Consider the following 24,155-nt stretch of genomic DNA (forward strand, 5'->3'; position numbering starts at 1 on the left):
CTTGTTCGTCTTCAAATTGTTTCACCCAACGACGAACCGCCGTCTCACCTAACCGCATTTCTTTGCAGACCTGCATCACGCTCAAGCCTTGCTCTTTCACCATCTGCACCACTTGCAGCTTGAAATTCGTGTCAAATACCCTGCGCCCTTGTTTCATCACCATTCCTCCAAAACCTTCTTCATCCCCCTATCTTACTGTCCGCTGACATTAGACCATTACACGTATTATGGGGACCACACAACCGATGATTCGTGCACTACAGCGTTTGGGTGGGGTTGAGGTGTCGTCTTTGCCAAAAGAGATGGCCGCTTCGGGGATTGCCGGTGGCCGTGGCTGGAGCGAATGGTTTGCCAGCCATCCTAGCATTGAAGATCGCATTCACGCCTTGGCGCAATTGCGTTAAAACGACTGTCTCAGTGAAAAGTTGCTTTGTTGCTATAGTATGTATGATGCTGAAAAATAGCGAATTTTAAGGAAAATTAGCGTTTTCTTTGGGTATGTTTTGTTGCATCGCACTATCGGAAACAGTTGGCAAACCCTGCTAACTGTTCTAAAACAGGTGCTCTTGTGATTAAAACGACTCATCATTAGGTGATGGGTCCCGCAAAAAACCGCTCGTGAAGGGCGGTAAGGACGTTAAGAGGAGATTCATCAGTGGAACGTCGTGCCTTTTTAAAACAAGCGGCTGGCGCTGGCTTGGTTGCCGGTACTATTGCTGCCCCTGCCATCGCTGCAGAACCACAGGTCCGTTGGCGTTTAACCTCTAGCTTCCCGAAAGGGCTGGACACGATCTACGGTGGTGCTGATGTGTTGGCGAAACGGGTGGCTGAACTGACCGATGGTAAGTTCCAAATCCGCGTCTTTGCTGCTGGTGAAATTGTGCCGGGGTTACAAGCCCTAGATGCGGTACAAAATGGCACTGTTGAAATGTGTCATACCTGCGGCTATTACTATGTTGGTAAAAACAAAGCCTTTGGTTTTGATACCTCGATGCCTTTCGGTCTGACCGCACGGCAACAGAATGCGTGGATGTACTTTGGCAATGGCCGCAAATTGATGGCCGAGTTGTTTGACCAATACAAAGTGCATGCGCTGCCGGGGGGGAACACGGGCGCGCAAATGGGCGGCTGGTTCCGTAATCCATTAAAAGGTTTGGCGGATCTCAAAGGCCTGAAAATGCGTATCCCTGGCCTCGGCGGTGAGGTGATGGCGAAACTAGGTGCTGTGCCCCAAAGTATTCCGGGTGGTGATATTTATCCTGCGCTGGAAAAGGGCTCGATTGATGCGACCGAATGGGTGGGGCCTTACGATGATGAAAAACTGGGCTTTTTCAAAATCGTGAAAAACTACTACTACCCTGGTTTCTGGGAACCCGGTCCACAAATCAGCTTCTACATCAACAAAGATCAGTGGGCAAAATTGCCGAAGGCCTATCAAGCTGCACTAGAAGCCGCAGCAGCAGAAGCTAACGTTAATATGTTGGCGGAGTACGATCACAAAAACCCACAAGCCTTGGCACGTCTGGTGGGCAATGGTGTGAAATTACATCGTTATCCAAAAGATATTTTGGTAGCAGCTCAAAAAGCGGCAATCGAGATTTACGAAGAAGAATCGGCAAAAAATCCGCTGTTTAAGAAGATTTACACCGATTGGGTTTCTTATCGTAATGTGCAGCACCGTTGGTTTAGCCTGACGGATGCTTCTTTGGAACAGTTTATGTATTCCACGCCATTCCGCAAATAAGCCACAAAAACCCCCGTTAACCGGAGATGGAATGCGAGTTAAAAAGCCCAGTCTTGTTTGACTGGGCTTTTTTGTTAAGGCCTCGGTGTGGACCATCCACCGCCTAAAGCCAGATACACCGACACCACTGCATCAAGCTGTGCTTGACGAGTTTGTACCCAGTCAATCTCGGCAGAAAACAAATTTCGCTGCGCATCGAGGACTTCTAAATAACTCGAATAGCCATTGTCATAGCGCAACTGCGCTAAGCGCAAGGCACGCCGCAGGGCATCAACCTGTGCGGTTTGCGCCGCAAATTGTTCGCGGCTGGTGCGATGGGCTTGCAGCGCGACATACGTTTCACGAAAAGCGTTTTGTACCGCTTGTGTGTAATCGGCCAATGCCTGTCTTTGCCGTGCAGAAGCCGCATCTACCGCTGCCCCTGTCTTACCAAAGTCAAAAATTGGCATCGCCAGTTGCCCGACAAACGACCAAGTTTGTGCCGGTGCAGAAAACAAATCTGCCAAGCGTAGGCTTTCGCTGCCCAAATTCCCCGTCAAGCTGATATTGGGGAAATAAGCTGCTTTCGCCACACCAATCCGAGCATTCGCAGCAATCAAGCGTGCTTCTGCTGCGCGTAGATCAGGGCGTTGCTCTAACAATTGTGACGGTAACTCAGCCGGAATCAGCGGTGGCGTAGTCAGTTCAGTCACTGTTTTACCGCGAGGCACTTGGCTGGTCATCAGTTCGCGAGGGCTGGCACCAATTAACACTTGCAGCGCTTTTTCTGCAGCGGCCTGTGCTTGTTGTAAGCGCGGCACTGCTGCTTGAGTAGCAGCAGTTTCGGCTTGTGCTTGACGGTATTCCAGCTCGGAACTGACACCACCACGATAGCGTTTTTCGCGCAACGCTAAGGAAGCTTGCCGTGATTGCAGCGTTTGTTCGGCAATTTGCAGCTGTTGATCTAAGGCGCGTAGGTTGAAATAGCCTTGGGCAACCTGCGCTGCCACGGACAAATTCACCGTATCTTTGGCAAATTGGCTGGCTAACAACTCGGCCCGTGCGGCTTCGCTAGCGCGGCGATAGCGTCCCCATAAATCCAATTGATACGACAGCGTGGCCTGTCCTGTTTGCATTGAACCAATGACTTTTTCACCACGGTCAAGGCTGGTATTACTTCCTACACTTGAAAGGCGAGCCCGTTGGTATTGCCCATTCACGCCTAACTGGGGTAACTGATCGGCGCGTGCACTGGTGAGGCCGGCGCTGGCCTCATCCAAACGAGCAAGGGCACGAGCAATATCTTGATTGTGCTGTTGTGCCCGTTGAATCAAGTCGTTGAGAACGGGGTCTTGGAATTGTAGCCACCAGTCTTGTGTCAGGGTTGCCGTCGGTGCACTGGTAGCGGCAGGTAAATCTAACACTGGACGTTGGTAGTCAGGCCCGATGGCGCACGCAGAGAGCGCCATCATCACCGTGATGGCGGTAAGCGCTGGCCGCCAAGCGCGGAATGGCAAATTACTCATGGCGGTTCTCCTCGGGTTGTGCGGCGACCTCGCGTGGTGTTTTGTTTAATCCCATAATCAATTTAAAAAACAATGGGATAAATAGTGTAGCGAGGAAGGTAGCGGCTAACATACCGCCGATCACGCCGGTACCAATTGAATGGCGGCTGGCAGAACCGGCGCCACTTGAGATGGCTAACGGTACACAACCCAACACAAACGCCAGTGAAGTCATAATAATCGGGCGGAAACGCAGGCGTGCGGCTTCAATTGCCGCATCGAACAACGACAATCCTTCCTCGTATTTCAACACCGCAAATTCGATAATCAAAATCGCATTTTTTGCCGCTAGACCGATCAGCGTCACCAAAGCAATTTGGAAATAGACATCATTGGCTTGCCCGCGCATCCAGTTGGCTAATGCTGCACCAAACACAGCAAACGGCACCGCCATCAACACTGCCAATGGCAAGCTCCATTTTTCATACTGTGCCGCCAAAATCAGGAACACCATCACCAAACCAATGACGAACACCAACGCTGATGCCCCGCCAGTCAATTTTTCCTGATAAGACGAGCCTGTCCACGCAATGGTGTAGCCTTCTGGTAGCACCTCGGCAGCGAGTTGTTCCATGATTTTTAAGGCTTCGCCTGAGCTATGACCGGGGGCAGGACCACCGACAATTTTTGCGGCAGGGAATACATTAAAACGCTCGACAATTTCAGGACCAGTGGTGCGTTCGATGGTGACTAAGGCCGATAAAGGTATCATCTGGCCGTTTTGAGAACGCACATACACATTGCGCAAGTCTTCCGGTTTAGAACGGAAATCGGCTTCCGATTGCAATTGCACGCGGAAAGTGCGACCGAATTTGTTGAAATCGTTGACATATAGCGCACCAAACGTACTCTGCATGGCATCGAACACCTGATTCACTGGTACGCCCAAGGCTTTGGCTTTCTCGCGATCGAGATTGACAAAAATTTGTGGCACATTGGCGCTAAAGGTCGAGGATAAGCCAGTCAATTCAGGCCGTTTGCTAGCGGCTTCTAACAATTTTGCCGTGGCCGAGGCCAATTCTTTACTGCTGCCGCCCACACGGTTTTGGACATAACCTTCAAAGCCACCGGTGGTTGACATCCCTGAGATCGGTGGTGGGTTAAACACTAACACCAACCCTTGTTTGATGCTGGCAGCTGCCCCAAACAAATAGCCGACAATCGATTTTGCATGGTCTTCCGGTGCGGTACGTTCTGCCCACGGTTTTAAGGTGACAAAGCTGGCACCCGAGCTACTTTTCATTGAACCGGTTAAAAAGTCATAACCCGAGAAGGTCACCACGTCGGAGACCGCTTGATGATTCAGCGCCAATTTATCCAGTTGTGAGGTGACTTCCTGTGTCCGCGATAAAGAGGAACCATCGGGCATGATCGTGATGGCAAAGATATAGCCTTGATCTTCATCGGGTACCAGCGTGCTTGGTGTGATGCGGAACAAACCGACAGTCGCGGCGATCAGTGCCACAAATAGCACAAAACCCAACACTGAGCGTTTTAATAAAAACCGCACGCCTGTGGTGTAGCGGCGTGTTTGACGGTTAAACCAATGATTAAAACGGTCAAAGAAGGCAAAGCTGGCCTGATGGCCGGGTTTCAGTAATACCGCACATAAAGCAGGGGTCAGGGTCAGCGCAACAATACCCGAAATCACGACCGAGACAGCAATGGTAATGGCAAATTGTTTATACATTTGCCCAGCCAAACCACCCATAAACGCGACAGGGATAAACACCGCACATAGCACCAGCACAATCGCAATCACGGGGCCGGTGACTTCTTGCATGGCTTTGAAAGTGGCTTGCGCTGGTGGCAGGCCTTCTTCTTCCATAATCCGTTCGACGTTCTCTAACACCACAATCGCGTCATCCACCACGATACCGATGGCTAACACCATACCGAACAAGGTCAAGGTGTTGATCGAGAAACCCAGCAGATACATACCAGCGAACGTGCCGACAATCGAAACGGGAACGGCTAAGCACGGGATCAGCGTGGCACGCCAGTTTTGCAAGAACAAATACACCACTAAGAACACTAACACCATCGCTTCGGCGAGGGTTTTTACCACTTCATCAATCGAGATTTTGACAAAGCGAGTGGTATCGTAAGGGACTTTATATTCCAAGCCGGCTGGAAATTTCTTTGCCAATTCGGCCATTTTGGCATTCACCGCCTCGGCGGTATCGAGCTGGTTGGCACCTGGGGCCAAGAAGATACCGAGGGGAATGGTGGGGTTGCCGTTGCGGGTGGCGGTGAAGTCGTAGTCTTTTGCACCCAATTCAATCCGCGCCACATCTTTCAACCGCAATTTAGAGCCATCGGGTAGCGAACGCAGAATGATTTTTTCAAATTCTTCTGGTGTTTGCAGACGGCCTTGCGTAGTAACCGACAGGGTGAAATCCACCATATTGGGTGTCGGTTGTGCGCCGATTTTACCGGTGGCAAATTGCGAGTTTTGTTCACGGATAGCCGCCACAATATCGCTCGGTGTCATTTTCAGTTGTGCCAAACGATCGGGTTTTAACCACACCCGCATCGAATAATCTTTAGCACCGAAAATAATCGCATCACCCACCCCCGGTACCCGTTTTAGCTCATCAAGAATATTCACCAGCGCATAGTTGCTGATAAACACTTGATCGTAGCGTTGGCTTGGCGAATCAAGGGTGATGATTTGCAGGAAATTGGACGATTTTTTCTGAACAGTCACCCCTTGCCGGCGCACTTCTTCCGGCAATTGCGACAGCGCAGTTTGCACACGGTTGTTGACGTTAATCGTGGCTTGGTCGGGGTTGGTGCCGATGTTAAAGGTGACTGTCATGTTCAACTGACCATTTGAAGCACTGGCCGAGTTCACATACAGCATATTGTCCACCCCGTTGATTTGTTGTTCTAACGGTGCAGCAACGGTTTGGGCAACGACTTCAGCCGACGCCCCCGGATAGTTGGCTACCACTTGTACCTGTGGCGGCACAATCGGTGGGTATTGTGCAATGGGCAACCCTCGCATGGCGAAAAAACCAGCCATCATAATGATGATGGAAATGACCGTGGCGAAGATGGGCCGCTTAATAAAAAAGCCTGAGAACATACTGAGAGCTCCAATTAAGGCTGTTTAGCGGGGCTGGTATGAGCGGCTGGGGCAGCAGTCAACTCAACTGGTTTCACCGGCTGACCCGGGCGGGATTTCATCGCACCATCGACAATCAGACGTTCACCGCCTTTTAAGCCAGACAACACCACGAAATTACGCTCGATTTCTTCACCCACCTGAACCGGACGGGGTTCTGCTTTACCTTGCTCGTTGACGATGAAAACAATCGTGCCTTGGGCCGTCGATAAAACGGCACGTTGTGGAATTAAAATCGCGTTTTTCTGAATCGCACCCTTCATAAACACCCGAACGAATTGTCCGGGGAGCAATTCGGCTTCGGGGTTGGCAAATTCAGCGCGCGCACGCAGGGTACCGGTGGTGGGGTCGATAATGTTATCGGTGAAGTTCATGCGGCCAATGCGTTGATATTGGCTGCCATCGGCTAGGCGCAGTTCAATATCAAATTTGCCGCCTTCGGGTGCCACCAACACCCCTTCTTGGATCAATTTCCGGAAGCGCAGGGCATCGTTATCAGCCATCGAAAAGTTGACGTAAATCGGGTCGGTTTGGGAAATCACCGTCAACAAACTGTTGGGGGATAACAAACTGCCCTCAGAGACCACTTCTTTCGACGTCATCCCTGAAATAGGCGCTGTGACGCGGCTATAGCTGCGGTTGATTTCTGCCTCGCGCAATTTGGCTCGCGCTGCGGCCACCGAAGCTTGAGCTGATTCCAACGCGGTGACGGCATCATCACGGTCTTTTTGTGATACAGCATTTTCTGCAAACAAGGGCAAAACGCGATCATGTTCTTGCTTGGCTCGCGTCAGCCGCGCTTGTTCAACGGCTAATTGTCCTTTGGCTTGGTCAACGGCAGCCGTGAGCTGTTCTGGATCAATTAAAAACAGCGCATCACCTTGTTTGACTGCCTTGCCTTCGGTGTAGAGCCGTTTTTGCAAAATGCCGCCGACACGGGCACGCACTTCTACGTCACGATAGCCTGCCACTTGGCCGACATACTCAAAGACCCGTGGTACATCAGCCGCTTTGACCGTTGTTACCGTGACTTCTGGCGGAGGCATACCGCCGCTTTTAGGTTGTGAATCACCACCAGAGCAAGCACCGAGAATAGTGGCAATGGCGATGGCTAAGAGTGAGGGGGTGAGTTGTGTGCGAACAGAGCTAAGCATATTGATGATGCTTTCTGAAATGAGAACCGCTGTTATTATAGATACATTCATGTATGTATGTATAGAGGGATTTACGCTATCATTGGCTTATCAATTCGTTTACACCGGAGGGGAAGTCAACATTATGGCCAGACGAACACGCGAAGAGGCTGAACAAACTCGGCAAGCGTTATTAGATGCTGCCTTGCGTGTGTTTAGTGCCAAGGGCGTTGCTCATTCTTCTTTGGCCGATGTGGCACAAGAAGCTGGGCTCACGCGTGGAGCAATTTATTGGCACTTCAGTAATAAAACCGAACTGTTTCATGCCATGCATGAACGAGTTCAACTGCCGTTTGAATTTTTAATGGAATATCTCGGCCAACATGAAGACCAACTGTCCTGTTGCCAATTGCGTCAAGTCTGTTACGACAGCCTTGCCCGTGTGGTACACGAACTGCATTGCCGTACTGTGCTGGAAATTCTGTTACAGAAGTGTGAATTCACCGAAGAAATGGAGCCAGTGCGTGAGCGGCTGGTGACCTTATGCGAGCCGTTGCCACGACAACTTAGCCACACTTTTCAAATGTTGGCGGCACAAGGTCTGTTACGACCGGAGGTAGATCCTGAAATCGCCGCCCACGGTTTAACTTTGTATTTGCATGGGATTGTCAGTGGTTGGCTATTTAATCCAGAAAAATTTGATTTAGCCAACCATGCCCCTGCTCTAATTAACTTGTTTCTCGATGGTTTGTTGTTGGATGACTCAGTGCCGAACCCAGTTGCCACAACAATTGTTCACAGCGATGCAGCTGTGCCACGCTGACAAACTCATTCGGACGATGGGCTTGGGCAATGTCACCGGGCCCACACACCACGGTAGCGATACCGGCGCGTTGGAAGAAACCGGCTTCGGTGGCATAGGCCACCCGTGAGGCACGACCACCGGTCAACGCTTGGGCAAAGCGGATAAAGTCTTGTTCGGTATCGGCGGCAAAAGCCAGTGCATGGGTGGTCTGTTCAACTTCAATGCCACATTCCGCTGCCGTGGTTTGCATTTGCTGGCTTAAATGGGCGGCATAGCGGCGAATCTGTGCCATGACCCGTTCGGGGTCTTGCCCCGGCAAATAACGATATTCAAAGTTAAATTCACAATCACGCGGAATGATATTGCTGGCAATACCGCCGTAAATTTGGGTGGTAGCAAGTGTGGAAAAGGGCACATCGTAACCGGCTTGTGGAAATTGCTGTTCGGCAATCGCCAACTCTTGCAGCTTGATAATCATCTTGGCGGCGTACTCAATCGCGTTCACCGCATGCGGGGCAAGCGAGGAATGGGCTTCTTTACCGCGCACGCGACAACGATAGCTTTGCCGTCCTTTGTGAGCGATGATGGTGTTCATGCCGGTGGGCTCACCGACAATGCAACCATCTGGCCGAATACCAGCTTGTTGCAAATCTTGTAATAACGTGCGAACACCCAAACAGCCAATTTCCTCATCATAAGTCAACGCCAAATGCAGCGGCTGTTGCAATTCATAACGGGCGGTGATTTGCGGCACGATTGCCATGCAAACGGCTAAAAACCCTTTCATATCACAGGTGCCGCGACCATACACACGGTCGTGTTGCCAGTGGGCGATAAACGGATCGCTATCCCATTCCTGACCGGTGACAGGCACCACATCGCTGTGTCCTGCCAAGACCAAGCCGCCATGCGGCTGATCTGGGCCAAAGCTGGCAAACAGATTGGCTTTTCCACCGTCTTGATCAAAGCTCAAACGACAGCGTGCACCTTGTGCCTGTAGATAATCGCGTGCCCACTCAATCAGGCCAAGATTCGAATCACGGCTGATGGTGGGAAAGGCAATCAGTTGATCGAGACAAGTACGGGTATCGGGGTGAAGCACAGCAGTCATTCGGGGCATCCTGCATTTAAGCGACAATCGGCAGCCTTTAGCATACGGGGCAAGGGTAAGCGGCGGCAATGTGTTAGGCTAGACAATCTGGTTTTATTTGTGCCGAGGGCCTTTAGGATGCAGTTTGCTACGCTTGCCGTTCATGCCGGCTATCAACCTTTAGATGACCGTCACCATGCGGTGATGTCTCCGATTTATCAAAGCTCGATTTTTGTCCATGAAACACTGGATAGCCAACAACCATTTAGCTATTCCCGCAGTGCCAACCCAACCCGCAGCGCATTAGAAAACACCGTTGCTGCCTTAGAAGGTGGGCGGTTTGGTTTTGCCTTTGCCAGTGGTATGGCTGCGATTGATACCGTATTGCGCGCTACCCTCCAGCCGGGGGATGAGGTGATTGCTGTTGCTGATTTATACGGCGGCGCCTATCGTTTGTTGACCCGCTTATATGCAGAAAGTGGCATCAAAGTCACATTTGCTGATTTACGCCAACCAGAAGCCCTGCGAGATTTACTCAATCCTGCGGTGAAATTAGTGTGGCTAGAATCACCGTCAAATCCGTTGTTGAATCTAGTCGATATCGTTGCTTTGGCCGACATTGCCCACCAAGCTGGGGTAAAAGTCGCCATCGACAACACGTTTGCCACGCCCTACTTACAACAGCCGTTGGCGTTAGGGGTGGATATTGTGATGCACTCAGCGACCAAATATCTTGGCGGCCATTCTGATGTGATTTTGGGGGTGGTGATTGTCAATGATGAAAGCCTTGCTGCTCGTATCAAGCTGGTACAAAACAGCGCCGGTGCGGTGGCGGGGCCGCAAGATAGCTTTTTAGTGTCGCGTGGCATCAAAACCCTTCATCTGCGTATGGATCGCCATTGCCAAACTGCCTTGCAGCTGGCGCAGTGGTTGGAAACACAGCCGGCGGTAGAACAAGTGTTTTACCCAGGCTTAACTTCCCATCCACAACATGCCTTAGCAAAACGCCAAATGAAAGCCTTTGGCGGCATCGTGTCGATTTATCTCAAAGAAAACAGTCGTGCCGCAGCCGAGCGCGTCGCTCAGCGCTTGCAATTATTTGCCCTCGGCGAATCACTCGGCGGTGTGGAGTCTATCGTCAACCACTCGGCAACCATGTCACACGGCTCCATGCCGCCGGCAGTGAAAGCCGCATGTGGCATTCGTGAAGGCTTATTGCGTTTGTCGTTTGGTGTGGAAGACGCAGCAGATTTGCAGGCCGATTTGGCGCAGGCCTTAGCCTAAAAAATAAAGGAAAAGCGATGCAGGTTGATGTTATCAAACACTATTTTACCGATTTACAACAGCGCATCGTCGCTGGTTTAGAACAATTAGATGGTGGCAAAGTCGCCTTTTTACGCGATAGCTGGCAGCGTGCCGAAGGCGGCGGCGGTTTATCGTGTGTGATTGAAGAAGGTGAGTTATTTGAACGCGGTGGGGTGAACTTCTCGCATGTGCAAGGGGCAGCCCTACCACCGTCGGCAACTGCGGTACGGCCAGAATTAGCTGGCCGCCACTTTGAAGCCATGGGGGTGTCGTTAGTCTTACACCCACGCAACCCTTATGTACCAACGGTGCATATGAATGTGCGTTTTTTTATTGCTTATAAAGAAGATGCTGAACCGGTGTGGTGGTTTGGCGGTGGCATGGATTTAACGCCGTACTATGGTTTTGAGGAAGATGCGGTGCATTTCCATCGTATCTGTCAACAAGCCCTGCAACCGTTTGGTGAACAGTGGTATCCCGAATTTAAACAATGGTGTGACCGTTATTTCTTCCTCAAACACCGCAACGAGGCGCGGGGGGTGGGGGGCATTTTCTTTGATGATTTTAACTCACTGCCATTCGAACAATGTTTTGCCCTGACTCGCAGTGTGGGGGATCACTTCTTGCTTGCCTACCAACCGATTGTGGCAAGACGACGTGAATTGCCATACGGCGAAACGCAACGCGATTGGCAGGCCTTCCGTCGTGGTCGCTATGTGGAATTTAATTTAGTGTGGGACCGTGGCACATTGTTTGGTTTGCAATCGGGTGGTCGTACAGAATCGATTTTGATGTCGATGCCGCCGGTGGTGAAATGGCGTTATGACTGGCAGCCCGAACCCAATACACCCGAGGCCGATTTGTTGCACGCTTTCTTACCTGAACGGCAATGGGTTTAATTTGCACTTTTATAGTGCAATAAACGCACAAAATCAGTGCATTGCACTTATTTTGTGCGTTTATCTGCTTTGCGTGTCGTTTTTATAGAGAAAAACGTCCGTTTTACAAAAAATCTTTTTTCATTTACTGTCAAAAAACCGTCAAAAATCAATATAAGTATCTGATTTTTAATGTTTTGTGCCATGCACAAAAAAGGTTTGCTGATTTTGTCTTGCCGGCCGTACAATCGAAATATCCTGTTAATCATTCGACGCATAGGCAATTCGGTATGGAAAGACAAAATTGGTTGCAGGGCACCCTCTATCGCCCGCAATTTGAGCAGGACAGCTGTGGTTTTGGCCTGATCGCTCAACTCGATGACAAACCGAGCCATTGGCTGGTAAAAACGGCGATGAGTTCGCTGGCCCAACTGACCCACCGTGGTGCGGTGGCAGCAGACGGCAAGTCGGGCGATGGTTGTGGTTTGTTATTTCGTAAACCGGATGGCTTTTTGCGCGAAGTGGCCGCCGAAGCGGGGATTGCACTGAAAAAACACTATGCCGCAGGTTTGGTGTTTTCTCATCGTGATGACGCTATCGGAGCACAAAGCCGCGCAACCCTGACTGCCCAACTCGAGGCACAAGGCCTTGAAGTGGCTGGTTTTCGCTTGGTGCCGACCGATGCCGGTGCGTGCGGTGAATATGCCTTAAAAACACTGCCAGCCATTCATCAAATTTTTGTCAATTGCCCGTTTGGGATGGATGAAGCGGTATTTCAGCGTCGCCTGTATATGGGCCGCCGGCAAGCCGAAAAAGCCAATCAAAGCGATACCTCGTTTTATATTCCAACACTCAACCCTCACACCTTGTCTTACAAAGGGTTAGTGACGCCGGATAATCTTTCTCGCTTTTTCCTCGACCTAAACGATGAACGGTTTGAGTCGAGTCTGTCGGTTTTCCATCAGCGTTTTTCCACCAACACTTGGCCACAGTGGAAATTGGCACAGCCGTTCCGTTTCTTGGCGCACAACGGCGAAATCAATACCGTACAAGGCAACCGCTTTTGGGCTCATGCCCGTGAGCATGTGATGGCCTCGCCGTTGTTGGATATGGAAGCCGTGCGTCCGATGGTGCAAACCGACGGTTCGGACTCGATGAGTTTAGACAATATGCTCGAAGGGCTGTTGATGGGCGGCATTCCGCTGTTCCGTGCCCTGCGCTTATTGGTGCCGCCTGCTTGGCAAAATGTCGATTCAACAGATAAAGACCTGCGTGCGTTTTATGAATTTAATTCGATGCACATGGAACCGTGGGACGGCCCAGCGGGGATTGTCTTAACCGATGGTCGTTATGCAGCATGTATGCTCGATCGCAATGGTTTGCGTCCAGCACGCTATGTGGTGACCAAAGACCGTATTTTGACTATTTCCTCTGAAGTGGGCGTTTGGGATTATGCGCCTGAAGATGTGGTATTAAAGGGACGAGTAAAGCCGGGGCAAATTTTTGCTGCCGATTTGACCACCGGACAGCTGTTGTTCCCCGAAGACATTGATGCTTTGTTGAAATCGGCCAAACCCTACCGGCAATGGATTAAAGACAACGCTAAAAAACTCGAATTCTCTCTCGAAGACGATACCAAACTGGAAGCGATGACCAGCGATGAGCTGTTGGTCTATCAAAAAATGTTTGGCTTATCGTTTGAAGAACGCGATCAAATCATCCGTGTGTTAGCGGAAGACGGCCAAGAAGCCGTCGGTTCGATGGGGGATGACACGCCAATGGCGGTGTTGTCACAACAAGCACGCTCACCGTTTGATTATCTGCGGCAACAATTTGCTCAAGTCACCAACCCACCGATCGACCCGATTCGCGAAGCGATTGTGATGTCGCTGGCAACGGCGTTTGGCCCAGAGCGCAATCCGTTTGAAGAAACCGCCGAACACGCCAAACGCTTGGAAGTACGCAGTCCGGTGTTGTCACATGAAAAATTTACTCATGTTACGACCCGCCCTGAACCGTATCTGAAAGCCACCACTTTCGATCTTTGCTACGACCCACTCGAAACCGATTTGGAAGGGGCGATTCGTCGCCTGTGTCAGCATGTGATTGAAGCCGTGCGTGAAGACACGGTGATTGTGGTGTTATCAGATCGCAATATTGCCGCACAACGTCTGCCAATTCATGCTTTGTTTGCCGTGGGTGCCGTGCATCATGCGTTGATTGAGGCAGGGTTACGTTGTAAAGCCAATATCTTGGTTGAAACCGCCACCGCGCGCGACCCACATCAATTTGCGTGTTTAATTGGCTACGGCGCAACGGCGGTGTATCCCTACTTGGCCTACAAAACCATTGTTGATTTGGTCAACACGGGTGTGGTCAATAAGAAAATTAACGAAGCATTGCAGTATTACCGCAAGGGGATTAACAAAGGCTTGTTGAAAGTCCTCTCGAAGATGGGTATTTCAACTGTGGCCAGCTACCGAGGTGCACAACTGTTTGAAGCGGTTGGGGTGCATCACGATGTGGTAAATCTGTGTTTGAAAGACACCGTGAGTCGAGTGTCTGGTGCGCGTTTTGAGGATTTTGAAGCCGACCAAAAGAAACTGGCACGGGCCGCATTTAACCCAATGCGTGCAGTGCAGCAGGGCGGTTTGTTGAAATACGTCCACGGCGAGGAGTATCACGCATATAACCCTGATGTCGTGATGATGTTGCAAAAGGCGGTACAAAACGACGATTACGACGCTTATCAAACCTATGCTCATTTGGTGAATACGCGTCCGGTGGCGATGTTCCGCGATTTGATGGGGCTTAAACTCGATCCAAGCCAAGCGATTCCGCTTGAAGAGGTCGAGCCGATTGAAGCGATTTTAAAACGCTTTGATTCAGCAGGTATGTCCTTGGGCGCCCTATCGCCCGAGGCACATGAGGCCCTAGCCGAAGCCATGAATCGTTTAGGCGGACGTTCCAATTCTGGTGAAGGCGGCGAAGACCCTGCACGCTATGGCACGGTCAAGATGTCGAAGATCAAACAAGTGGCTTCCGGTCGCTTTGGGGTAACGCCTCACTATTTGGTGAATGCCGAAGTGCTGCAAATCAAGGTGGCACAGGGCGCGAAACCGGGCGAAGGTGGACAGTTACCGGGGGATAAAGTCAGTCCGCTGATTGCGCGCTTACGCTGTTCCAAACCCGGTATCAGCCTGATTTCACCCCCGCCACACCATGATATCTATTCGATTGAAGATTTGGCGCAACTGATTTTTGACCTGAAACAGGTCAATCCCACCGCGTTGGTATCGGTGAAATTAGTGGCAGAGCCCGGTGTTGGGACGATTGCGGCTGGGGTGGCAAAAGCCTATGCCGATTTAATCACTATCTCTGGTTACGACGGTGGCACCGGCGCTTCGCCACTGACATCAGTGAAATATGCTGGCACGCCGTGGGAGCTGGGCTTGACCGAAGCTCAACAGGTGTTGCGTGCTAATGGTCTGCGTGGTCGGGTGCGGATGCAAACCGATGGCGGCTTAAAAACCGGTTTGGATGTGGTGAAAGCGGCCATTTTGGGGGCGGAGTCGTTTGGTTTTGGTACCGGCCCGATGGTGGCATTGGGATGTAAATTCCTGCGGATTTGTCACCTCAACAACTGCGCCACCGGTGTCGCCACGCAAGAAGTGAAACTGCGCAGCAAGTACTTTATTGGCTTGCCAGAAATGGTGATGAACTACTTCCTGTTTATTGCCCGTGAAACCCGCGAATGGATGGCGAAGTTGGGTGTTCGCAGTATGGAAGAGCTGATTGGTCGGTTGGATTTGCTGCACATTGCTGCGCCGCAAAGCGACAAACAACAAAAACTCGATCTCTCCGCGTTGATGACCCAAGGCGATATTCCTGCGGATGAACCCCGTTTTTGTGTGGTCGAAGCCAATCCTTCTTTTGACAAGGGCGAGCTAGCGGAACAGATGGTAGCTGATGCGCTGACCGCGATCCAAAACAAACAGATGCTGCATTTGAGCTACCCAATTCGCAATATCCATCGCTCAATTGGGGCCCGTGTTTCTGGTGAAATTGCGCGACAGCATGGTGCCGATGGCCTGCCAGAAGGATGTTTGACCTTTAAATTCAATGGTTCTGCCGGCCAAAGCTTTGGGGTGTGGAATGCTAAAGGGTTGACCTTAGAACTCGAAGGCGATGCCAACGACTATGTTGGCAAAGGCATGGCCGGTGGTCGGATTGTGATTTATCCGCCGAAGGTTTCACCCCTTAAGAGCAACGAATCCATCATTATCGGTAACACCTGCTTATATGGCGCAACCGGTGGTCAGTTGTTTGCGGCTGGGGTGGCTGGCGAACGCTTTGGGGTACGCAATTCTGGCGCGTTGGCGGTGATTGAAGGCGCGGGCGACCATTGTTGTGAATACATGACCGGTGGTGCGGTTGTGGTGTTGGGTGAAACAGGGGTGAACTTTGGCGCGGGGATGACCGGCGGTGTGGCCTTTGTTTACGACCCCAACGAGCGTTTCCCATATCGCTATAACAACGAGCTGATTGATATTCATCTGATTAATGGTGAAGCAATGGGTCAATACCGTGCCTATTTGCTAGACAAAATTGCCAAGCATGTTGAACTGACTGGCAGCGATGTGGCGCGCGATATGTTGCAGAACTTCGATGATTATGTGGATTACTTCTGGGTCGTTAAGCCGAAGGCCGCCACACTCGATAGCCTGTTGAAAGATTGAGAAACGGAAAAATCATGGGCGACGTATTTCAGTTTTTGAATGTGCAACGCAATCCGGGTGAAAAATTTCCGGCAGAGGCGCGCAAACAGCAGTTTTTTGAAATTTACAAACCATTAGCAGAAGGTGAAGCCGCCGAACAAGCTGGCCGGTGTTTGGCGTGTGGTAATCCCTATTGTGAGTGGGAATGCCCCGTTCACAACTACATTCCTAATTGGTTGAAATTGGTAAAAGAAGGCAAGTTATTTGAAGCGGCGGAAATGTCGCACAAAACCAATAGCTTACCGGAAATCTGTGGTCGGGTATGTCCGCAAGACCGGTTGTGTGAAGGTGCTTGCACGCTGAATCAAGGCGGCTTTGGTGCAGTAACAATTGGCTCGGTGGAAAAATACATTACCGATGAAGCCTTAAAAGCCGGTTGGCGGCCAGATATGTCGAAAGTGATCTGGACGGATAAAAAAGTCGCGGTGATTGGCGCGGGGCCGGCAGGGTTGGCATGTGCTGATGTCTTGGCGCGTAACGGTGTGAAACCGGTGGTGTTCGACCGTTATGAAGAAATTGGCGGTCTGCTGACGTTTGGTATTCCAGAGTTCAAATTAGAGAAAGATGTGGTCAAGCGTCGCCGCACGATCATGGAGGGAATGGGGGTGGAGTTCCGTCTTAATATCGAGGTGGGACGCGACATTCATATCGAAGATTTGCTCGAACGCTACGACGCAGTGTTTATGGGCATGGGCGCCTATCAATATATGAAGGGCGGCTTTGCGGGTGAGGATCTGCCCGGCGTAGTCGAAGCGTTACCATTCTTAGTCAATAACATCCGCCACACCCTCGGCACTTTGGGGGCAGAACCTTTCCTTTCGATGGCAGGTTTGCGTGTGGTGGTGTTGGGCGGTGGTGATACTGCGATGGACTGTAACCGTACCTCGATTCGCCAAGGTGCAGCCAGCGTGACCTGTGCTTATCGGCGTGATGAAGCCAATATGCCCGGATCGAAGCGCGAAGTAGCCAATGCCAAAGAAGAAGGGGTCAATTTCTTGTGGAATCGTCAGCCGATGGCGATTACTCAAGCCGACGATGGTTCATTGCGTTTGCAACTGGCAGAAACCCGTTTGGGCGAACCCGATGCCAAAGGGCGGCGTCATGCAGACATTATTCCGGGGTCGGAACAGATCGTAGAATGTGACCGCGTGATTATTGCCTTCGGTTTCCAAACCGAGCGGGCAGAGTGGTTCGATCATGTGCGGATTGATACCGATGCGCGTGGCCGCACAGTGGCACCGGAACAGCAGCGTTTTAAACATCAAACCAGCAATCCCAAAGTGTTTGCTGGGGGCGATATGGTGCGCGGTGCTGATTTGGTGGTACGGGCAGTCTTTGAAGGACGGCAAGCCGCGGAGGGGATTTTGAACTACCTCGAAGTTTGGTAGTCCCCCATTTGTCTGTCACACTTTCGCACCGCCTAGGCAACCGCTTAGGCGGTGTTTGCTTAATAGAGGTTTTTTGATGCGATGGTTAGCGGGTGGCTTGGTGGCAGCAACGGCACTGTTGTTGTCTGGGTGTGCAGTGGTGGCGGTGGCTGATGCCGCCGTTACCGTGGTGGCAACAACCGTAAAAATTGGCGCAAAAACAGTGGGGGCGGCGGTGGATGTCACCGCCGCTGGAGTGCGGGCGGTGACATCGTCTGATGAAGACGAAGAGAAGAAAGAAACTGAGCGTTAAATTTCGCTGATTACGTCGCTTTGTGGCAGGCGTGATTTTGGTAGATGCTTGTTGAAATCACTCTCGGCATGGTGGCCCAAGGCCAATAACACCGAAGCGGTATAACCCTGCTGGCGCAGGCCCAATTCTTCATTCAAGATGGCGGCATCAAAGCCTTCAATCGGGCAGGCATCAATCCCCAAGACACTGGCCCCTAACAAGGCGGTGCCGAGGGCAAGATAGACCTGCTTTTCCATCCAATGTTGCGCGTCTTTCAGCTCGTAACGGTGCATATTGACGAAATGGCTGCGGCCGGCGTGTTGATTTTGTTTTGCTTCAGCCGTTGGCAAGCGGCCATCTTGCTCTTCTTGGTTTAACAAGCGTTGCAGATGGTCGTCATCGATGCTCGCCCGTGTGCAAAACACCACCACATGCGAGGCATTCAACACTTTGGCAGCATTAAACTCATAACGGCCACTGGTGGCTTTGGCGATACGGGCCTTACCTTCTTCTGTCCCCGCCAGCACAAAGTGCCAAGGTTGGGAATTGGTGGAGGACGGGCTATAGCGCAGCAAGGTTTTTATTTCTTCGACTTGTGCTGGGCTCAGTTTGCGGCTGCTATCAAACGCTTTGCTGGTATAACGGCGAGTGACGAGTTCTGACAACATCATGGTGCTATCCTTAGTCTAAGGTGTTAAAAAATGAGAAGACAGTGTGATGCTGTTTTGCGTGTTCTTCAACCGATGGCCCAAAAAAATATTTTCCTTTTATCAATCTTTATCAATCAATCAATTATCGAGATTTATTCGCGAAACCCGTGGCTAAAGTGTTACACTCACACATTGTTTTTTTCTATTTTTTCATCTTGACAGGAGTTTTTTCATCATGATGACGCTTTATTCCGGTACCACCTGCCCGTTTAGCCATCGCTGTCGTATTGTCCTGTTCGAGAAAGGCATGGATTTCACCATCAACGATGTTGACGTGCACAACAAGCCGGAAGATTTGGCGGTGATGAATCCTTACAATGAAGTGCCCGTGTTGGTTGAGCGTGACCTGACTTTGTACGAATCCAACATCATCAACGAATACATCGACGAACGTTTCCCCCATCCACAACTGATGCCAGCAGACCCCATCATGCGGGCACGGGCACGGTTGTTCCTCTATCGTTTTGAGCAAGAATTGTTTGTGCATGTCCGCACATTAGAAGGCACACCGAAAAAAGCCGAGGCCGATCGTGCACGTGAAGCGATTCGCCAAAGCCTGACCCAAATTGCCCCTGTTTTTGCGCGTCAAAAATTTATGTTGGGTGATGAGTTTTCGATGATTGATGTGGCGGTGGCACCGTTAATGTGGCGCTTGGAACACTATCATATTGATTTGGGCAAAGCCGCTGCACCATTGTTGAAATACTCTGAGCGTCTGTTTAGCCGTCAAGCCTTTATCGATTCGCTGACGCCAGCTGAAAAAGCAATGCGTAAGTAAGGGAACCCAGCATGAACGCCAGTACCAAGCCCTATTTCATTCGTGCTTTGCATGAATGGTGTAGCGACCAAGGTTTCACGCCCTATCTTGCAGTGTGGGTGGACAGTCGAGTCAATGTGCCGATGGCCTATGTGCGCAACAATGAAATTGTGCTGAATATCGCCGACAGTGCAACCCGCGATCTCACCATCAACAACGATGCGATTTATTTCTCGGCACGTTTTTCTGGCATGGTACATGAGGTGTATGTGCCGATTGCGAATGTGATTTCGCTGTTTGCACGTGAAACGGGCGAAGGGATGCACTTTGATGTTGAGCCCTTAGCCGAGGGGAACGATGCGCCTCATGCTGCAGAGGCCACCGCTTTGCATTTAGCTTCTGCAGAGCAAGAAACCTCGAACGATGAGGAAGAGGACGACGATCCACCTCCATCACGGCCTCGTGGTCGGCCACAGTTGCGTGTGGTGAAGTGATGTCAACACGACAACGCCCCAAAAACGGGGCGTTGTTGTCGTGAACTGGACATGCCTTATTGCAGCATAGGGGCTTTGCCCGGTTGTTGTTCTGGGTTTCTGATAATGAGCAATGGAGAATAGGTGTGTCTCATCACGGCTTCGGCAACGCTGCCTAACATCAGATGCAGCATACCACCACGACCGTGGGTGCCCATCACAATCAGATCCACCATCAATTCGTTGGCTTCTTCCACGATTTGTTCGGCCACTTCGCTGCCACCACCCCAACAAGAACGCGTGTTGGACGAGGTCTCGATACCGGTGGCTTGGGCGGTGGCTCGAGCATTGGCCAAGACTTTTTCGCTATAGGTTTTGGCTTGGTTACGCAAACCGGCTGGGTCTGGCATACCAACATCTGCGCTTGCCAGATCAAACAAGTTCACAACGTGTAGCAAGTGCAAACGGGCATCGCACAGTTTGGCTTGTTTGATGGCTTGTTCGAGTGCTAATTTGGCGTTAGCACTATCGTCAAGGGCGGCAAGAATCAGTTTATACATTAAAAAATCTCCGCAATGTCGGAATAGTGGTGAATCGATGAAACGTAACCGATGATATTATCGGTTCAATCCCCAGTAATTTTACGAGGGTTTCTACCTAATTTGACACAAAATAGTATTTTAAACTGATTTGCGCAACATGGTTTGATGCAATACGCCACCATCGTCAAAAAGTTCACCCTGTGCGACAAAGCCAAACTGAGCATAAAGCCCACATTTGTCATGTTGTGCTGCTAGCATAATATCTTGTCGTGGCCATAACAATACTGTTTCTGTCAGTGCATAGGCAAACAGTTTTTTTCCTAGCCCCAAATTTCGCCATGCTGGAGCAATAACCACCCGCCCAATTGCTGCACAATCGGGATATTTTACCTTGGGTGGCAACAAGCGAGCATAAGCAACGAGGCCGGCGGTTGGGTGCCAAGCGCAGACATGGTGTGAATCGATATCCAAACCATCAATGTCGCCATATAAAGATTGTTGTTCTAATACAAAGACTTGATCGCGCAAGGCCAAGATGGCATACAGCTGGTCAACGCGTAATTGGTTAAACGGTTGGCACGTCCAGTGCAAATCAGTGTCCATGACTTTCCATTAAATTGATGAAATTGCCGACTTTAGCATTCCAAAAACGGATTGCGCCGGTTGGGTGAAGGATATTTTTGCATGAGTGATTTGTTTTCTGTTGCTGCAGCAGACAGTGAAGCGTCTTTACCATTAGATCGTTACGCCGAGCGTGCTTATCTGGAATATGCGATGAGCGTGGTACGCGGGCGGGCGTTGCCAGAACTGGCCGATGGCCAAAAGCCAGTGCAGCGGCGGATTTTATTTGCCATGAAAGAAATGGGGTTGTTGGCAGGTGCCAAACCAGTGAAATCGGCCCGTGTGGTCGGTGAAATTCTTGGTAAGTTCCATCCTCATGGTGATAGTTCAGCCTATGAAGCGTTGGTGCGGATGGCGCAGGATTTTACCTTGCGTTATCCCCTGATTGATGGGCAAGGTAATTTTGGCAGTCGTGATGGTGATGACGCGGCAGCCATGCGCTATACCGAAGCGCGCCTGACACCGATTGCCGCCTTATTACTGAGTGAATTGGATCAGGGGACGGTTGATTTTATCCCGAACTACGATGGCGCTTTTGATGAGCCGAAGCTATTACCGGCGCGTTTGCCGATGGTGTTGCTCAATGGCGCCACAGGGATTGCGGTGGGGATGGCAACCGATATTCCGCCACACAATTTGCAAGAAGTGGCAGCGGCAGCAGTGGCCTTGTTGCGGCAGCCGAATCTGTCCTGTGCTGAATTGATGCAATACATCCCGGGACCAGATTTCCCCGGTGGTGGGCAAATTATTACGCCGGCGGCCGACTGCCTTGCCATTTATGAACAAGGGCGTGGCAGTGTGCGGGTGCGGGCGCGTTGGAAAATTGAAACCTTGGCACGCAACCAATGGCGGGTGGTGGTGTATGAACTGCCCCCCGGTTGTTCGGCGAAAAAGGTGTTAGCAGAAATTGAAGAAGGGACCAACCCCAAGCCGCGTGCCAATAAAAAAGGACTGTCGGCAGAGCAACAAAATTTGAAGGCGCTGTGGCTGAGTCAGTTAGAACGCGCTCGCGATGAATCTGATCAAAAACAGCCGGTGCGCTTGGTGTTTGAACCGAAATCGAGCCGTCAAGACCCCGATGTTTTTATCAATTTATTGCTGACCCACACCTCGTTAGAGTGCAATGTTTCGCTGAATTTTGTCATGTTGGGCATGGACGGCCGGCCACAGCAAAAGGGTTTGCCTGCCATCTTGCAAGAATGGATTGGTTTCCGTTTGGCGACGGTCACGCGCCGTTTGCAATATCACCTCAATCACACTCAAGCCCGTATCCATATTTTGCAGGGACGGATGACGGTATTTTTGAATTTGGACGCGGTGATTGCGGTAATTCGTGATTCGGATACACCAAAAACCGATCTCATGCGGCAATTTGGTTTATCGCAAACCCAAGCCGAAGATATTTTAGAGATTCGCCTACGCCAGTTGGCACGTTTAGAACATGAAAAATTGGCAAACGAGTTACAGCAGCTGTCTGGTGAAGCCGAACGACTGACCCAGTTGTTGCAAGATGAACGGGCGAAGCAAAAGCTGGTGATTCGTGAAATTGAGGCGGATGCGGCGAAATATGGCGACCCTCGCCGTACGTTGATGCAGGCAGCGGAAAAAGCGACGTTGACGCAACAAGCCGCCGATGAGCCAGTCACAGTGATTTTGTCACAGAAGGGGTGGATTCGTAGCCGTGCTGGGCATGGTGTCGATGTGGCCACCTTGTCGTTTAAAGATGGGGATGCACTGCATAGTGTGGTGGAAACCCGCACTGTGTGGCCATTGGTCTTGCTCGATCAATATGGTCGTTGCTATTCCCTCGACTGCGCTACGTTGCCCGGGGGACGTGGTGAAGGGGTGCCGCTGAGTTCGTTGATTGAAGTGCAGGAAAACGCTGAGATTGTCGCAATGTTGGCTGGGCCGGCTGAACAGCGTTATTTGGTCAGTGGCAGCGGCGGTTATGGCTTTATTGCCCCGTTAAAAGAGATGTTATCGCGAGTTCGAGCGGGTAAGGCGTTTTTAACGGTCAATGAAGAGGAACGTGCCCTGCCGCCGGTGCTCATTCCAGAACACGCGCAACAGGTGTTTGTGTTAACGCAGCAATCGCGTGCGCTTGCTTTTGCTTTGTCTGAATTAAAAGAAATGAACAAAGGCCGTGGGCTACAGTTTTTGTCGTTGGAGGAAGGCGATAGCGTGCTGTCGGCGGTGGCCGTGGCAGGTGAACGGGTGGTGCTGACGATTCGGTTGCGGACGGGACGAGAAGATGAACTTTCCCTGTCCCTCGCCGACTTCGCCGCCAAACGCGGCCGCCGTGGTAAGCCGTTGCCGAAGAAGGTGCAGTTGCTTGCTATTACGGTTTGACTTCCTCCCCGCTCTAAAGAGCGGGGATTCCTTCTGCAAGACGGCGAAGTCCCGCCGCGAGAATGTTTTTGGCAGCGTTGGTATCGCGGTCGTGTGTTGCACCGCATTCGCTGCAAATCCATGCTCTTATTCGCAAACTTGCTCTACCTTTCGGACTGCTGGCGGGAATTTTCCCGCAGCACGAGCAGATTTGGGTTGAAAACGCTTCGTTGATTTCCTCGAACACCACACATTGCCTCATGGCTTTGTACTTGAGTTGTGTTCTGAACGTTGTCCACGCCGCATCGTGCACCGATTTTGCCATCGGTGTTTTGGCGAGTGCCTTGGCGTTCACGTTACTAACGAAGATGATGGCGTGAGCTTTGACAAGACGTGTTGTTTCTTTGTGGATGGCGTCTTTGTGCTGGTTGGCAATTTTTGCGTGTATCGCTCTCACACGGGCTTTCTTTCGTGCTCGTTGAGCAATACCAAGCGCCGCTTCAGATTCTCGATACCACTGTTTGGGTTCAAATTTTCTGCCGTTGCTATCTGTCGCAAGGGTTTTTAGGCCGAGATCAATCCCAATGGCCGATGCGCCATATTGAACAGGTTTGGCTTCGGTTGGGCATTTGACCACTACGTTGAGATACCAGCGACC

The 24,155-nt window shown here is 51.0% G+C and carries 20 protein-coding genes; 11 read left to right on the forward strand and 9 right to left on the reverse strand.

The features are described from left to right. A partial coding sequence (locus G465_RS14195; protein WP_211213742.1) for a helix-turn-helix domain-containing protein occupies positions 1–163 on the reverse strand: 163 nt, incomplete at its 3' end. 64 nt (positions 164–227) lie between these two features. Between G465_RS14195 and G465_RS15795 the strand changes: the two genes are divergently transcribed. Then, positions 228–404, forward strand: coding sequence for a hypothetical protein (locus tag G465_RS15795; RefSeq protein WP_155846523.1), 177 nt, complete (start codon positions 228–230; stop codon positions 402–404). Between the two features lie 251 nt (positions 405–655). Then, complete coding sequence (locus tag G465_RS0108820) at positions 656–1,744, forward strand: TRAP transporter substrate-binding protein (RefSeq protein WP_022654109.1); 1,089 nt, start codon at positions 656–658, stop codon at positions 1,742–1,744. A 74-nt stretch (positions 1,745–1,818) separates the two neighbouring features. On the opposite strand, the gene G465_RS0108825 is transcribed toward G465_RS0108820, so the two are convergent. The 3 genes from G465_RS0108825 to G465_RS0108835 are packed head-to-tail and all read right to left on the reverse strand — an operon-like array spanning position 1,819 to position 7,572. Further along, complete coding sequence (locus G465_RS0108825) at positions 1,819–3,249, reverse strand: efflux transporter outer membrane subunit (RefSeq protein ID WP_022654110.1); 1,431 nt, start codon at positions 3,247–3,249, stop codon at positions 1,819–1,821. Beyond that, complete coding sequence (locus G465_RS0108830; protein WP_022654111.1) at positions 3,242–6,379, reverse strand: efflux RND transporter permease subunit; 3,138 nt, start codon at positions 6,377–6,379, stop codon at positions 3,242–3,244. The genes G465_RS0108825 and G465_RS0108830 overlap by 8 nt, the downstream gene beginning before the upstream one ends. 14 nt (positions 6,380–6,393) lie before the next feature. Then, positions 6,394–7,572 carry an efflux RND transporter periplasmic adaptor subunit gene (locus G465_RS0108835; RefSeq protein WP_022654112.1) on the reverse strand — a complete coding sequence of 393 codons (1,179 nt, stop codon included), beginning with the start codon at positions 7,570–7,572 and terminating at the stop codon, positions 6,394–6,396. Positions 7,573–7,621: 49 nt separating this feature from the next. On the opposite strand from G465_RS0108835, the gene G465_RS0108840 reads away from it, so the two are divergent. Continuing rightward, a complete protein-coding gene (locus G465_RS0108840) occupies positions 7,622–8,374 on the forward strand; it encodes a TetR family transcriptional regulator (protein WP_162138823.1) in 753 nt (250 codons plus the stop codon). Here the strand turns inward: G465_RS0108840 and argE are convergent. Continuing rightward, positions 8,280–9,467 carry an acetylornithine deacetylase gene (gene argE, locus G465_RS0108845; protein WP_022654114.1) on the reverse strand — a complete coding sequence of 396 codons (1,188 nt, stop codon included), beginning with the start codon at positions 9,465–9,467 and terminating at the stop codon, positions 8,280–8,282. The two genes, G465_RS0108840 and argE, sit on opposite strands and share 95 nt — an antisense overlap. 117 nt (positions 9,468–9,584) lie before the next feature. On the opposite strand from argE, the gene G465_RS0108850 reads away from it, so the two are divergent. From G465_RS0108850 to G465_RS0108870, 5 genes are all read left to right on the forward strand, one after another. Then, positions 9,585–10,730 carry a trans-sulfuration enzyme family protein gene (locus G465_RS0108850; protein ID WP_022654115.1) on the forward strand — a complete coding sequence of 382 codons (1,146 nt, stop codon included), beginning with the start codon at positions 9,585–9,587 and terminating at the stop codon, positions 10,728–10,730. 17 nt (positions 10,731–10,747) lie between these two features. After that, positions 10,748–11,650 carry an oxygen-dependent coproporphyrinogen oxidase gene (gene hemF, locus G465_RS0108855; protein ID WP_022654116.1) on the forward strand — a complete coding sequence of 301 codons (903 nt, stop codon included), beginning with the start codon at positions 10,748–10,750 and terminating at the stop codon, positions 11,648–11,650. 269 nt (positions 11,651–11,919) lie between these two features. Beyond that, a complete protein-coding gene (gene gltB / locus G465_RS0108860) occupies positions 11,920–16,368 on the forward strand; it encodes a glutamate synthase large subunit (protein ID WP_022654118.1) in 4,449 nt (1,482 codons plus the stop codon). Positions 16,369–16,382: 14 nt separating this feature from the next. Then, a complete protein-coding gene (locus G465_RS0108865) occupies positions 16,383–17,795 on the forward strand; it encodes a glutamate synthase small subunit GltD family protein (protein ID WP_022654119.1) in 1,413 nt (470 codons plus the stop codon). Positions 17,796–17,871: 76 nt separating this feature from the next. Continuing rightward, on the forward strand, positions 17,872–18,087 hold the full coding sequence (locus tag G465_RS0108870; RefSeq protein ID WP_022654120.1) for a hypothetical protein: 216 nt from the start codon (positions 17,872–17,874) through the stop codon (positions 18,085–18,087). On the opposite strand, the gene nfsB is transcribed toward G465_RS0108870, so the two are convergent. After that, positions 18,084–18,737 carry an oxygen-insensitive NAD(P)H nitroreductase gene (gene nfsB, locus G465_RS0108875; protein WP_022654121.1) on the reverse strand — a complete coding sequence of 218 codons (654 nt, stop codon included), beginning with the start codon at positions 18,735–18,737 and terminating at the stop codon, positions 18,084–18,086. The two genes, G465_RS0108870 and nfsB, sit on opposite strands and share 4 nt — an antisense overlap. A 214-nt stretch (positions 18,738–18,951) precedes the next feature. Between nfsB and G465_RS0108880 the strand changes: the two genes are divergently transcribed. Continuing rightward, positions 18,952–19,554, forward strand: coding sequence for a glutathione S-transferase N-terminal domain-containing protein (locus G465_RS0108880; protein ID WP_022654122.1), 603 nt, complete (start codon positions 18,952–18,954; stop codon positions 19,552–19,554). 11 nt (positions 19,555–19,565) lie between these two features. Next, positions 19,566–20,027 carry a ClpXP protease specificity-enhancing factor gene (locus G465_RS0108885; RefSeq protein ID WP_022654123.1) on the forward strand — a complete coding sequence of 154 codons (462 nt, stop codon included), beginning with the start codon at positions 19,566–19,568 and terminating at the stop codon, positions 20,025–20,027. Between the two features lie 56 nt (positions 20,028–20,083). Here the strand turns inward: G465_RS0108885 and G465_RS14200 are convergent, their stop codons facing one another. Beyond that, positions 20,084–20,566 (reverse strand): universal stress protein, encoded by a 483-nt coding sequence (locus G465_RS14200; protein WP_022654124.1) that lies wholly within the window; start codon positions 20,564–20,566, stop codon positions 20,084–20,086. Between the two features lie 120 nt (positions 20,567–20,686). Continuing rightward, complete coding sequence (locus G465_RS0108895; protein ID WP_022654125.1) at positions 20,687–21,151, reverse strand: GNAT family N-acetyltransferase; 465 nt, start codon at positions 21,149–21,151, stop codon at positions 20,687–20,689. Between the two features lie 81 nt (positions 21,152–21,232). Between G465_RS0108895 and parC the strand changes: the two genes are divergently transcribed. Continuing rightward, the gene (gene parC / locus G465_RS0108900) at positions 21,233–23,518 is read left to right on the forward strand and encodes a DNA topoisomerase IV subunit A (RefSeq protein ID WP_022654126.1); all 2,286 of its coding nucleotides are present in this window, start codon (positions 21,233–21,235) and stop codon (positions 23,516–23,518) included. Between the two features lie 13 nt (positions 23,519–23,531). Here the strand turns inward: parC and G465_RS0108905 are convergent. Then, a partial coding sequence (locus G465_RS0108905) for an RNA-guided endonuclease InsQ/TnpB family protein (RefSeq protein WP_022654127.1) occupies positions 23,532–24,155 on the reverse strand: 624 nt, incomplete at its 5' end.

It is taken from the genome of Aquaspirillum serpens DSM 68, assembly GCF_000420525.1.
Taxonomy (GTDB): domain Bacteria; phylum Pseudomonadota; class Gammaproteobacteria; order Burkholderiales; family Aquaspirillaceae; genus Aquaspirillum; species Aquaspirillum serpens.